The following is a 13,098-nucleotide window of genomic DNA, read 5'->3' as shown; positions in this document are numbered from 1 at the left end:
GGGCTCAATATCGCCGGTGTCAAAGAGGGCGATTACTCAAAGAAGCGCGCCTCATCGACGAGAGGTTCGCGAGCAGCAGCTTAACCCCGAAAGGCTAATCAGGTTAAAAGCATGTTGCTATGGCACAATTGCGAAATCTCTGCTGCAAAGTCACCATGGATCGGCACCCAACCAAGCTCGCGGCGGAGCTTGCTAGCGTCTATGGCGTACCGTCGATCATGGCCGGGACGGTCCTTAACCCAGTCAATAAAATCTTCGTCTTTGCCCATTGCTTTAAGAATGAGCTTGAGAACTTCGAGATTGCTGCGCTCGCAATTGGCTCCGACAAGATAGGTCTCCCCGATCTTCCCTTTGGCCAAAATGAGCCAAACAGCACGAGCGTGGTCATCGACATGAATCCAATCGCGTACGTTCAAACCGTCCCCGTACAGTTTAGGACGCTCCCCGCGCCGGACGCATGCAATCGAATGCGGAATGAACTTCTCGGGATGCTGATATGGACCGTAGTTATTGCAACAATTAGAAATGGTCGCTTGCAGACCATAGGTGCGAATCCAAGCTCTCACAAGCATGTCAGATGCCGCCTTGGAGCTGGAATAAGGGCTGCTCGGCCGATAGGGAAAATCCTCAGTAAACTTGACGGGGCCATCAAGCGCCAGGTCTCCAAACACTTCATCAGTCGAAATGTGATGAAACCTGACATGGTGTCTACGAGCAGCTTCCAAGAGTTGGCATGTGCCCTCGACATTCGTTTTTATAAACGGGCCAGGATCGACAATCGAATTGTCATTATGAGACTCCGCGGCATAGTGAACAATTGCATCGTGCCCGGGAACCACTCGATCAAGCAAATCTGGATCGCAAATGTCGCCAACAACAAGTTTCACCTTATCTTCTGGAAGCCCCGCGATACTGTCTGGATTGGCAGCATACGTCAGCTTATCTATGACGGTGATGTGCACATCCGGTACATTATTCGCGACAAAGCGAACGAACGCCGAACCGCAAAAACCACAACCGCCCGTAACCAAGATATTGCCGAATTTTCGCTCCACGCGCGTTGCCCCTCCCCCAGTCATTGGGTTGCCCCATTTCCCCTTAAGCTGATAACAAATACTGAAACAGTCCTTTCAGGCTAAACCCGTGTCCCAATGAGGAATTAAGTTTGATACTTGTTGGTACAAATAATTAGATAACGACAGCCAAACGGAGAACCAATGAGTAACCAGTCTACTGCAAAAGCACTGCCCGGAAAAACCGACCGAAGCAGATACCGTCCCGTCCATGGAACTGAACTACACAAGGGATTCTATTGCGATAACAATAATTTTACGAATCTCGAAGAGATTGACTACGACGGGCACCTGACTCAAATTGACGACGACGAAGAGCATCTAACATCAGCGGGGTGTCTTCTCAGGGGATCATGCCAAGCGTTTGCGTTAAAACTCGAAGAGATTCTCGGATACAAGGCATTCATAATCGAAGAAAGGAAGAGGCATCGTTTCCATGCATTCTGCCAGGCTTACCTAAATGGAAAAAAGGCTTACATTGATGCCCGAGGGGTAACCACAAGCTTCAACGAATTCATGGAGGTGGCGGCGGAGTTTGTTGAGGAGCCGTTCGACATAAGGCGCATAGATGAAAAAGACATTGCCAAATGGCGAAGTTCGAGCGACAATTCGCACGAAGAGCACCTCGCACTTGCTGAAGCGGTAATCAAAGCAAACATAGAGTGCTACAAGATCGATTGATTTTCATGCATACTAGCCCACACAATCCTTCTGGCATAAGCCAAATGATATAAACGGTATTCAAAGTCGGTTCACTTTTTGACCCGTTTTCGCGAAGCACTCTAGCAGACCAAGGAAACAGTTTTTTACAGCTTAGATAACAGATGGCGATTCGGGAACCAAAAGGCCCCGAATCGCCATGCCCTTCCCAGCCAAAGATTGCGCCGAGAGGGGCCATGCTCCGCCATCATAGTTATAGACAAAACGGAATAAAAGGACCAGCCGCTCCTTCAACTGGGAAAACGCCGCCCCTGGGACCCAGGAGAGGCTGCGGGGAGTCGACTAACTGTGGGAGCGATCTATTCGCTCAAAGCGTTCGGGCGAATTCGTAAATCAACCGACTAAATCCATAGTTTCAGCAAAAAACGATGCAAAGCAAACAAAGAGTGCACGAATCGGCACTCAAAACCAATCCAGGAGACGTGCCTAGGATTGTGGCGGGAATGCTCGGGTACCACCCGAGAGGGCAAGCCTTGCAGCAATTACTTGGAACGGTCATCCCCGCTTGCGCCCACCGCGATATAGGAAATCATGGTCATTATCCATCCCTTCGTTGGCTGCTCAAGTAGAAGCTCCAATACTGATAAGGCTGGTTCAACCATTCCAAGCAATGCGCTCGCAAGCTTAATTAATTATAACGAGAGACAGATTAACGGACTTCTCTAAGAACCAATCATTTGCTTAGCATAATATTTTCAACATCTATGCAGAAATCTATTTGGATGAAGCCCTTAATAATTCAATCTAACAGTTTAGATAATAGGTGATGATTCGGGGACCGTACGATCCCCGAATGCCGTGCTCTTCCCAGCCAAACAGAGAATTTACCCGCGCGCCCACCCGGATCTTTATTTGGCGACAATCCCACCGGGTGGGCGGTCGGGTGGATGGGACAGATCTATATGGGAAGAGCGAACCCCTTCAGGGAGCTCGTGGCGGGTTTGACCGCCGACGAATTCCTGCTGCTCATAGAAGCTGCTGACGAGAGGCACCGCCGCGATGAAGTCGTCGTCGGCACGCTCGCCGAGGCCAAGGCGTCCTATCGGCCGGACCCAAGGCGCCCGGGGGTGCGGCGCGCGGCGCCTGGAGAGACTGGTCCACCGCGGCCGGCGTCCCGAGGTGGCGCTGCCGCTCGGACTGGATCGTGCTGCGCGACACCGTCTAGATGGACGAGACCCACATCATCGACACCGACCTCTCCAAGGGCAGCGGGCAGGCCCGCAGACGCGGCCTACCCCTCCAGAAGCTCTGTATCGGCGTCGCCATCGACGTGCACAAGAACCCGGTCGCGGTCGCATACGGTCACAGGAAGCCCAGCTCGCCGCGCGTGAGGAAGGACATGGGCAGCAAGATGGCGCCCGGGTCGCCGCTGATCCACGACCTCAAGCGGGCACACAGCGCGCTGGTCAGGGACGACCGGCTCGAGAGCGGAGCGCACAGGGCCAATGTAAACGACCCGATCTACCTAGAGCGGATGGAGATGGTGAACGACCTGTGCCCCTGGCTTAAACGATACCTATGGCGCTTCACGGGGATGTCGCCGCGGAACCCGCAGGCTTATCTCGACCGGTACGCTTGCCTCTTCAGGGTCGACCAGGCGCACGACAGGTGGGGCCCGACTGCAAGGGTGTTGCGCCATATCATGATGCCCATCGCGACTTACCGCAACTTGTGGCAGGTGCGGCATCGCCCGTCGTCTAAACCATTAGAGCCAGCAATCAATCGACGTTCCCCGCCGATCTCTCATCTACACTTCTCGCTTTCCAAGGGCGTTCACTGCCATGCGTTTGCAGGCACCCAGGCGCCCAAACCTCAAGACGTCGTAATCGAACATGAGCTTTTTGCATACACGGGCATTGGGGGCCTTGCTGGCAAGCGCCGCGCGCACCATAGCGGCAATAGAAGGAGCGCATTGTGCGAGCGCAGCATCGCTGCCCACGGCAGAACCGGCAAGCGCCGTGGCAACGGCAGCAAACACCTTGCCGCAGTCCGAACCCAGCAGCCTGAGCGCGTCGTACAGCACCAGATCGCATAGGAAGTACGCCAGGTCATCGGCGTGCTGTACATCGAGATCGTCGCGCTGCCAGTCAGCCAGCACCGCGGAGTAAATCTTCACGTGCTCCAGCAGGCGCGTCTCGTCGTCATAGCGCATGGTGTCCATAAGTGAGCCTTTGCGCGCGACACGGTAGTCATACAGCTTGTTCGAGATAAGCGCGGTCTTGCGCGAACGACCGTACACGGCGAAATCGAAGACCTGGTCCTCGCCATACTTAACGGTTTCGTCGAACAGAATCCCGTTGTCCAGCAAAAAATCGCGCTTGCAGGCAGTGCGCCATGCAAAGGGGCGAGACGCTTCCTTAAACAGCAGGTCGGAGCTATAGCCTTCAAACGACACATCGCGCGGGCTCAGCACATAGTTAAGCCACGGATACCCCGCCTTCAGCGGATACGGATTCGCACCAAAGGTCAAAACGTCGCAGCCCTCGCGCTCAAAGGCATCGACGATCACACGGCACGCATCGGGCGTAAAGCGGTCGTCGGAATCCAAAAACGCGACGATAGGCGCCGCGGACGCAGCGATACCCGCATTACGCGCACTCGACAGGCCGCCGTTCTCCTTATCGACCAGCGTAAAGCGCGCGTCCTTTTCGCAATAGGCAGCCGCAATATCGCGCGAACCGTCCGGCGAGCCATCGTTGACCAGCACGCCCTCCCAATCGGGCATGTCCTGCGCAAGCAGGGAGTCCAGGCACCAGGCCAGGCACTCCTCCACGTTGTAGATGGGAACGACAACGGAAATCTTGGGGGTAGCCATAATCACTCGCTCCTACTGTGCGGCGGGAACGTCATCGGGGTGCGGGTTGTCGCCGTAGGTGCGCTGATACGTCAGCACGCGCCACACCAGCGGCAGGCCGCCAATCTTAAAGTAATGCTTAAACGTATTGAGCTTGCCCGGCTTCTTAAAGCCAAAGCGCGAATCGATATAGGCACGGGGCGACTTGACCATCAGGCGCAGGTCGGTCTCGCCACGTGGATCGAACAGCGACAGGTCAAAGCGACCGGCATCCCAATCGGCCTTGAGCTCGGGCGAGGCCTTTTTCCAAAACTGATCACGCAGTTCATCGACCAGACGCTCATCATTCCAACGGTACGTATCGACCTTCATGCGCATTAAAATGCCCTGGAGTTGAGCCTTGAGCTCGGGACGCTCGTCCAAAAAACGTTGCATCTCGGCATATTCGTCGCACACGCAAAACACCTTGTTGGGCGAATTAACGGAGCTCTTCTCGTTATCCTGGCGATAGCACAAAATGGGGTCCGTAATAAACGCGGCACGCTCGGCGCAAGCCCAAACCTTAAAGTTAAAGCCTGCGTCCTGATATGAGGCGCCCGGCGTGGGAAGGAACCGAATCTGATTGTCGTTGAGAAACTCGCACCGATAGATAGCCGACCAAATGGAAGGTTTGCGGTAGAAGATGCCCGGGCGATCGACGGGGCGATACGCGGCGCCCGTCATATGCTCGTCGATGATCCCAAACAGCTCACGGCGCTCGCTGGGCGTGGACCAATACAGGTAAAAGTCGCCCTTTACCACATCGGCATGCTCAGCATCGGCCTTGGCGACCAGCTTTTGGAGCGAATCCTCAAACATAAAGTCGTCGGACTCAAGGATGCCCACGTACTCACCGCGCGCCATCTCCAGGCCGCGGTTCATCGAGTCGCCGTAGCCGCTGTTGGCTTTATCGATCATCTTCACACGGGGGTCTCGCTCCATGTACTCGCGGATGATGTCTGGCGAGCTATCGGTGGAGCCGTCGTTGATACAGATGATCTCGATATCCTTGAGCGTCTGCGCCACGGCGGAATCGAGGCACTCGCGCAGGTAGCGTTCGACATTGCAAATGGGGACAAGCAGAGAAACTTTAGGGGTATCAGAGTTCTGCAAGAGAACCTCCTGTTGGATAGCGTGTAACAGGGTTATTTTAGCAGCCGAGTTGCGGCGGGCGGCAGCGCTTGGAATTAGATAAAGCGCTCCAGGCAGGCTTTGAGACCGCGAGTCGAAAGATAGAACAGCGTGGCGTCTGCCATCGAAACGCCCGAGGTCGCCGCAACGAGCTTGTGGGCAACACGGCAAACGGCGCCCTTAGCAGGCATATCCGCCCACTCCGTTCCCAAAAACGTCGTGAGGTCCATGTTGACGCGAGCCGCCACGCGATGGAAGTCATCGGCATCCAAGCGCGCCAGGTCGAACACAATGAGGTCTAAAAACCAAGTTATCAGCTCGCCGGGACACAGGTCCAAAAGACCGTAGGCCGCCCAGTCCTCCAAGACCTCCTCGAGCATCCTCATGTGGGTGTCAAGCTTTTTGGCGCGAGCCTCGGCACTGTTGAACTCGTGCGTCGCCGATTCGCTCTCCATCACGTAGTGGTAGAACTTGTCCGGCATGACGACGGTCTTGCGGGCAAGCGCATAAGCCGCAAATTGGAAGACGACGTCCTCGCCCAAAGCCAAACCGGGGGCGAAGCGAATGCCTTCGCGATTGAGCAGCTCGCGCGAAAAAGCCGCACGACAGGCATAGGGCTGCGCATTCGAATGGAACAGCAGTTGGGGATCACGGGCGCCGAAGGTACCGGCTTTGGGGCTCATGAGTTGCTGGACGCGTTTGGGGGCAGCATCGGCAGGTTCACAGACGCCGCCAAAAACGGCGGCCTCGGCATCTGCAGACTCCATGGCATGCAGCACGCGCTCGACCGTCTGGGCATCGATGTAATCGTCGGCATCCACAAAAAAGACGGTCTCGCCCTCGGCGGCATCGATACCGGCATTTCGAGCACACGAGACGCCAGCGTTTTCCTGGTCAATCACCAGTACGCGATCGTCGGCCTGCGCGATCTGACGCAACACGTTCAACGAATCATCAGTCGAACCGTCGTTGACACACACAACCTGAATCGAGCGCTCGGACTGGGCCAGCAGCGAATCGAGGCATCGCTGAATGGAGCGCGCAGAGTTGTAAACGGGGACGACAATGGTTGCTTTAGGGCACGAGGCCTCTCCCATGCCGACCTACCCCCTTAGCGATTCGATGAGGAAGGCGGCGACCACGCCTGGGCCTCCAACCGAGGCGTAATACTTAGCACGCCCCAAGGCACCATCCGTCGCAAAACTCGGATGCTCGTCAACCCAGCCCTCAGGATCTTTGAGGATGGCAGCGAGATTTGCGCGCTTCCACGGCTTGAGGTCGTCAAGCGAAAACTCCCCCGCGTCCAAGGCCGCTTGGAACTCCTTGGCCATCTGAACCAGGAACTCCTTATAGAACTTAGGCGCCAAGCGCACGTAGTTCCACATATACGAATCGTACTTAATGAGTTGATTGAACTTGAGCATGCGCGCGACATCGCCGCTTGCGTGGTCGCGGGCATAATCCTCTCGAATCCAACGCTCAATCTCGGCATACTCGGAATTGACGCAAAAGACCTTAGCCGAAGCATTGACCGAGGAATTCTCGTTGTCCTGGCGATACGACAACACGGCATCGTGCAGATAAACAGCCTTATCGGCGCACGCGATCACCTTAAAGGCGAATGACGTGTCCTGAAAGGATGCTCCCGGAGTCGGTAGGAACGTAATGCCGTTGCGCTCAAGAAAATCGCGACGGTACACGGCCGACCAAATCGACGGCTTTTGCTTAAAGAACTGTGTCGTATCGCTCGGGTGCACCGGATTGCCGCAGTCCTTGGCCTTAAACATCTCGTGCAGCGAACGGCGTTCCTCGGGCTTAGACCAGTAGAAATCAAAGTTCGCCTTAGCAAAGTCGGCATTATTGCTATCGGCGGCCGAGACAAGCTTTTCGAGTGCGTCAGGCGCCATAAAGTCATCGGACTCCAAGATGCCAACATACTTGCCACGCGCCATCTCCAGACCGTGGTTCATCGAGTCGCCGTAGCCGCTGTTGGCCTTGTCGATCATCTTGACGCGCTCATCGCGCTCCATATACTCGCGGATAATCGCCGGCGAGTTGTCGGTCGACCCGTCGTTAATGCAGATGATCTCAATATCCTTGAGCGTCTGCGCCAGGGCGGAATCGAGGCACTCGCGCAGGTAGCGCTGAACATTGTAAATGGGAATAAGCAGCGACAGAACAGGGCTGCCAGAGGCGTTAGTAGACAAATGTGCTCCTTAGGAAATACCTGTCGTTTCATGGTATCAAAGGGTTAGCGCGCCAGCGGGCGTTTATATAATCTATGGAGCCTCTCGCGGGCAAAGTAGCCCCAAATCATGCGGCGGGCCCATGACAGGTTCCTGCGTTTTATTCAAAGCTTGCCGTCAAGGTGCGCCGAGCCTTTACAATAGGACAGTCCCAAGGACGTATTCGATAGCTTCCGTGCAGCGCATGCGCGCCGCGCGTGAAAGGATATATTGCCCCATGCCTTCAACCCTCCTCGCCCCCATCGATAAGCTCGCCATCGTCGTCGTTACGTACAAGCGCCAGGAACTCCTGGCCAACTTGTTCGACTCCATGACCGATCTCACGGCAACGCCCTGGCGCATCGTGATTGTCGATAACGAGAATTCGCGCGAGACCGAGGCCATGTGCACTGCATTCAACGAGCGCCTGGCCAACCTGTGGGGCATCGACACCGAGCAGCCCGACGCGCAGGGCGGCACCGACCGTGTCATCTACGCCCCGCAGCTCGAAAACGGCGGCGGTGCGGGCGGCTTCTCCGCTGGAACCAAATGCGCCTACGATCTAGGGGCCCAGTGGTTCTGGGTCATGGACGACGACGTGCTCGTCATCCCCGAAGGCATCGAGCGCTTGGCCAAGTGGACCGACCGCTACGATGTTATCCAGGGTTCGCGCCTGGACTTTGACGGCGGCGCCTTCTTTTGGCAGTACCAGCTCATCCTTTCGCTCGGCATCCCTAACCCCATCGCCAAGTGGGATCTGGGTCCCGAGGGCTACCGCACCATGAACCAACTGTGCTTTGAGGGCGGCATGTTCTCGCGCCGCGTGGTTGACAAGATTGGCCTGCCCGACGCACGCTTCTTTATCTACGGCGACGATGCCTGCTACGGCTACGTGGCCAGCCAGCACTTCCCCGCCGCCGTGGTCGCCGACGTGGTGCTCAAGCGCGCCCGCGCCGTCTCCAACTGGGACATCGCCGGCAAACGACAGCTCAACTCCACGAGCGACACCAACCGCTACTACATCATGCGCAACCGCGGTTATCTGGCACGCTACATGCAGATCTACGGCGACTACCACCCCGTGCTGTTCCGTCTGGGCAATGCCGCGACCTTCTGCAAGGAGTTCATTCGTCTGGCAGCAGTCGACAAATGCTTTAAGACCGGTATTCCGGCGCTGCGCCGTGGCATGAAGGACGCCCGCAAGATCGTTAAGGACCCCAACTGGAAGCCCATGCCGCCCCTGAAGGACGCCGAGTAGTAAAGGGCTTTCGCCCGCCGCTACAGTCGTTGACACACCACGGACACACGCTGACCGTCAAAACCAAAGCCCCAACGCATGCGCCCGACGGCGGGGCGCGGCACGCGGATATCATCGATGCCGTCGCGCTCGATTTCGAGCAGCGCCTGAACCGCCAACAGTTCCAGGCCCAGGGCATCGACGCCAGGGTCGTACATCATGTTGATCGTAATGAGCGGTCGCTCATCGAGCATGCCGAACGTGTCAGCCACGTCAAACACCCGACCGGTGGGAATCACCTGGATATCCCAGCGATCCGAGACGCCACTTCGCTTGGAGCTGGGATTGCAATAGCCAGGCAGTCCAAAGCAGAGCCCCTGAAGCACCAGATGATAGGCTGTCGGCATATCTGATTGGCCCACATCGATGCCCAGATCGCCGATAGCACAGCTCAAAGCTTGCTTTACAGCGTCCTCGTCTCCTCGACACAGCCCGTCATGGAACGAGTCGATAACTCCAACGTCCTCAACGGCGCACTCAAACCATTCCAGAATTACAAGACGGAGCGCCTGACGCACTTCGTTGTTAGGCAGACGCAGGGAACGAAGGCACGCGCCGTTTTCCGAATGCCCCGTCATGTCCGTCGTAAGAAATCCAGACAGATACAGCGCTGTCCAGATATCTTCGGGCTTGGCGGCATCGGCCTCCTCGGCATGCACATGCACTGGCACCTCAATAAACCCATGCGCCTCAAGTAAATCGAACAATGCGGACAGGCGCATGAGATTCCAGTCGCCGACGCATGCGCTCAGACGGTCGGCGTAACCATACAGATCTGCCCGAACGGGCGCGACGCAACCGCGATGTGCGTAGTCCACCACGCGCTCCGGGCTCGAGCAATAAAAACCACCAAGCAGATAGCCCTCGAGCCACTCACACGCGTCATCCAGACAGCCGTTGCGACCGATGCAATCCAACAGCACTTGGACTTCGTCGTCCGAAAAACCGAACCATCGATCACACCAACTCGACAACGCTGTCGCCGACCGATAGGAAACCCCACGTTGGGACAACGCAAACTCGGCATGACCGGGGCGTTCGCACATCAGACACGTCAATCGCAACGAGTCGCCGGCATCGGCAATGGTGTCGAACAACATTCGGCTGAGCGACTCTAGGGAATCCACGCTACCGTCGTCCTTAGCGTCCAAACGCTTTGGACATACCGCGTCGTAGTCGTCTATCAGAAGAACAACCTGCTCATCGAAAGCTGCCTGGAGCAGTTTAATAAGCACGCCAAGCGCCGCATCGATCTCCTTATCGCTGGCCACCCCACGCGCCGCCCTCTCGATAAGACGAACCTCACGTCTTGACAGATCAGGCGCGGCAAGCAGCGGCAGTAATCGGGCGCACTCGCGCACGACAGCCCCGCGAATTGCTGCCGCAGCACCAGCGCCATGCCTCGAAGCGGCAGCTGTAAAGTCGAGCATGATGACCGGATAACTCGCGTACTCATCACGATAGCGACCGCCGCCCGCCTGCCAAATCTGGGTACCAGCGAACAGGCTTCGATCCGGCAGCCGGCGATCAGGTCGTTCCAAATAGCACTTGAGCATCGATAAATTCATGCTCTTGCCAAAACCCTTGGGCCGACAGCAAAGCGCAACAGGTGCTTCACTGTCCAATATATCGGCAATAAACATAGTCTTATCGACGAGTAAACACCGATTGATTGCATCGGAAAAGTCGCGTGCATCAACCGGTAGAGCTGCGCTATCCGCATGATTGAGCAACCGTGCACCAAACGCATGAGTAAAACCACAATTCACCTGTTCAGACACCGTAAACTCTCCTTCTAACGCAGCACGATGCCCATTGTAGCGAGCGGGTAGAGCGCAACAATATCGACATGCAAACGTTTCGGGCAGCGGTAGCAACAGACCCCCGAGGGGGCATAACAAATCGTTGCACAACAAAAAAGGGGGGGGGCCGATGCCGCCGCACCGGACCCCGTCCCAAACTCTTATAGAAAACGATCTGGAAGATTACTCCTCCAAGCCGTCCTCCCCAGAAGCCTTCTTCTGCTGATCGAGCTTATGCTTACCACTTACGATAGACGTAGCGCCCAGTGTGGCCAAGCTTACACTGGCAAGGCTCGCCATCACAATCAGATCGCCCGTCTTGGGCATGTTGCCGCCCGAGGACTTGGTAGTTGTAGTCGTCGTGGTCGTGGTGGTCACCGTTTTGGAGTCATTTTGCTCTTGGACCTGGTTGTCAGCACCGCTCTTGTCGTCGTCTTCGGACTGTTTCTTTTCGCCCTCGGCCTTGCTCTTGTCCTTCTCCTCAGATTCAGACTTCTTATCCTCGTCCTTCTTCTGTTCGGACTTGTCGCTCTTCTCCTCAGAGCTAGAACCCTTATCGGATTCGGTCTTCTCGGAAGCCTTGTCCTTGGAGTCGCCCTTTGCGGCTTCGATCTTTTCCGTGGAAACCTGATCAGAGTTGCCCTTGTTCTGGGTCGAGCCGTTATTGACGCCAGCCATCAGCGAAGAGCCCAGCGTAGAACCAAGCTGCTCGGAGAAAGAAGGCTTCTTGTCCGGCGAAGCAACGGGAACGTCCGGCGCCTTATTCGAGTCATCCTTGGAAGCATCGGAACCAGGGGTTGCGTCAGAGCCGGAGCCGTTGTTAGAGCCGGTGCCAACGGACGAATCGCTCGAGCCGGTGGATGAGTTAGAGGTGCCAGCGCCGGTCGAACCAGAAGCGTCGCTGTCCGTATTGCCGGAAGAGCTTGAAGACGAATCGCCCGCAGCAGAGCCGTTTGAATCGGAACCGTTCGAGGTAGAGCCGTTGTTGGTAGTGCCACCAGCAGAGCCATCACCGTCAGCACCGGTCGAGGGCGCATCCATCCTGTCATCGTTGGCATCGTCGCTCGAGTCGTCATTCGAATCAGGCGTCGGCGAGGGCGCCGGCGTAGGTTCGGGCTGCACGGGCGTCGCAGCGGCCTCGTCCTCGGCGATATAAACCAAGCAGTCCTTCAGCTCATTGCGGTAGCGGTTCTTCCAGCCCTCATGATACTGGGGCTGGCTCGAATACTTGGTCGCCACGTTATTGACCACACTGTTGGAAAGCGCCGTCACAAACTCGCGGTCGGACATATCGTTGGAGAGATTCGCCCAACGGAAGAAGTCCCTGCAGCCACCGGTGCCGCACATGTTGGTGATGCTCCACACCATGCCCTTAACGCAATCGGCACGGCCCGAAATATCAATGCCCAGGCCACTCTTGAGCCACGCCTCGGTCACCGCATAGTACGAGTTGTACGCATAGGCATCTTGAAGAGCTGAGAACTCAACAGAATCGATGTTATAAGCGCCCTGGAAGGCCTCCTGCGCAATACGGCCCAACTCGGTGAGCTGGCCGTTCTCGTACATGGCATTGCTCATGTTGGAAATCTCGCTGCCGCGATCAATCGCATCCTTGAGCATGCTGTATTTTTCGGGGTTGTAGTTGTAGGCCTGCTTCATAAACGGAATGAGCGACCAACGACGGTCGAACTGGTAATAACCCAGCGCGTTATAACCGTCACCGTACGAAAAGCCCTGGTTATAGTTGCCGTGACTCTCATATTTGGTGAAGTACTTCATCTCGGGAGTCACGTTAACAAACGAAACGCCCTGGACCGACCTCAGCACGCCCGAAAAGGACTGCTGGGTATAGAGACCCTTATCGATATCGGTCGCATCCGAGGCAACGCCCGGCGTGGGCTCCTCGGCAGCGGCGGGTGCCGGCGCGGAAACGGCGCCAAACGAAAGCGCCAGCGTCAGGCCCGCGACAATCGCAGAATGCTTGGGCTGCATAAGATCCTCCCTGCATTGGTGTAGT

At 56.5% G+C, this 13,098-nt stretch carries 9 protein-coding genes; 2 read left to right on the top strand and 7 right to left on the bottom strand.

What is annotated here, in order from left to right; translation table 11 throughout:
* Positions 1–98: 98 nt before the first annotated feature.
* Positions 99–1,055, bottom strand: coding sequence for a dTDP-glucose 4,6-dehydratase (rfbB, locus tag DWZ52_RS01040; protein ID WP_233524914.1), 957 nt, complete (start codon positions 1,053–1,055; stop codon positions 99–101).
* A 162-nt stretch (positions 1,056–1,217) separates the two neighbouring features.
* On the opposite strand from rfbB, the gene DWZ52_RS01035 reads away from it, so the two are divergent.
* The gene (locus DWZ52_RS01035) at positions 1,218–1,754 is read left to right on the top strand and encodes a hypothetical protein (RefSeq protein ID WP_118384681.1); all 537 of its coding nucleotides are present in this window, start codon (positions 1,218–1,220) and stop codon (positions 1,752–1,754) included.
* Positions 1,755–3,540: 1,786 nt separating this feature from the next.
* On the opposite strand, the gene DWZ52_RS01030 is transcribed toward DWZ52_RS01035, so the two are convergent.
* The 4 genes from DWZ52_RS01030 to DWZ52_RS01015 all read right to left on the bottom strand — a co-directional run bounded on the left by DWZ52_RS01030 (position 3,541) and on the right by DWZ52_RS01015 (position 7,964).
* The gene (locus tag DWZ52_RS01030; protein WP_118384680.1) at positions 3,541–4,608 is read right to left on the bottom strand and encodes a glycosyltransferase; all 1,068 of its coding nucleotides are present in this window, start codon (positions 4,606–4,608) and stop codon (positions 3,541–3,543) included.
* A gap of 12 nt (positions 4,609–4,620) precedes the next feature.
* Complete coding sequence (locus DWZ52_RS01025) at positions 4,621–5,739, bottom strand: glycosyltransferase family 2 protein (RefSeq protein ID WP_158572385.1); 1,119 nt, start codon at positions 5,737–5,739, stop codon at positions 4,621–4,623.
* Between the two features lie 74 nt (positions 5,740–5,813).
* Positions 5,814–6,854 (bottom strand): glycosyltransferase family 2 protein, encoded by a 1,041-nt coding sequence (locus DWZ52_RS01020; protein WP_118384678.1) that lies wholly within the window; start codon positions 6,852–6,854, stop codon positions 5,814–5,816.
* A gap of 6 nt (positions 6,855–6,860) precedes the next feature.
* On the bottom strand, positions 6,861–7,964 hold the full coding sequence (locus DWZ52_RS01015) for a glycosyltransferase (protein WP_118384677.1): 1,104 nt from the start codon (positions 7,962–7,964) through the stop codon (positions 6,861–6,863).
* A gap of 256 nt (positions 7,965–8,220) precedes the next feature.
* Between DWZ52_RS01015 and DWZ52_RS01010 the strand changes: the two genes are divergently transcribed.
* On the top strand, positions 8,221–9,240 hold the full coding sequence (locus tag DWZ52_RS01010) for a glycosyltransferase (protein WP_118384676.1): 1,020 nt from the start codon (positions 8,221–8,223) through the stop codon (positions 9,238–9,240).
* Positions 9,241–9,260: 20 nt separating this feature from the next.
* Here DWZ52_RS01010 and DWZ52_RS01005 read toward each other — a convergent pair whose 3' ends face one another.
* A complete protein-coding gene (locus DWZ52_RS01005) occupies positions 9,261–11,048 on the bottom strand; it encodes an AAA family ATPase (RefSeq protein WP_255413708.1) in 1,788 nt (595 codons plus the stop codon).
* 216 nt (positions 11,049–11,264) lie between these two features.
* On the bottom strand, positions 11,265–13,073 hold the full coding sequence (locus DWZ52_RS09910; protein ID WP_158572384.1) for a hypothetical protein: 1,809 nt from the start codon (positions 13,071–13,073) through the stop codon (positions 11,265–11,267).
* Positions 13,074–13,098 lie beyond the last annotated feature (25 nt).

The organism is Collinsella sp. AF33-16 (genome assembly GCF_003475325.1).
Taxonomy (GTDB): domain Bacteria; phylum Actinomycetota; class Coriobacteriia; order Coriobacteriales; family Coriobacteriaceae; genus Collinsella.
Note: the sequence above shows the minus strand (reverse complement) of the source record. Positions and strands in the feature narration are given on the sequence as shown.

What these genes read in the sequence shown, in the direction of transcription:
- DWZ52_RS01035 (WP_118384681.1), top strand. Translation starts at nt 1,218, where the DNA reads ATGAGTAACCAGTCTACTGCAAAAGCACTGCCCGGAAAAACCGACCGA.
- DWZ52_RS01030 (WP_118384680.1), bottom strand. Translation starts at nt 4,608, where the DNA reads ATGGCTACCCCCAAGATTTCCGTTGTCGTTCCCATCTACAACGTGGAG.
- DWZ52_RS01020 (WP_118384678.1), bottom strand. Translation starts at nt 6,854, where the DNA reads ATGGGAGAGGCCTCGTGCCCTAAAGCAACCATTGTCGTCCCCGTTTAC.
- DWZ52_RS01010 (WP_118384676.1), top strand. Translation starts at nt 8,221, where the DNA reads ATGCCTTCAACCCTCCTCGCCCCCATCGATAAGCTCGCCATCGTCGTC.
- DWZ52_RS09910 (WP_158572384.1), bottom strand. Translation starts at nt 13,073, where the DNA reads ATGCAGCCCAAGCATTCTGCGATTGTCGCGGGCCTGACGCTGGCGCTT.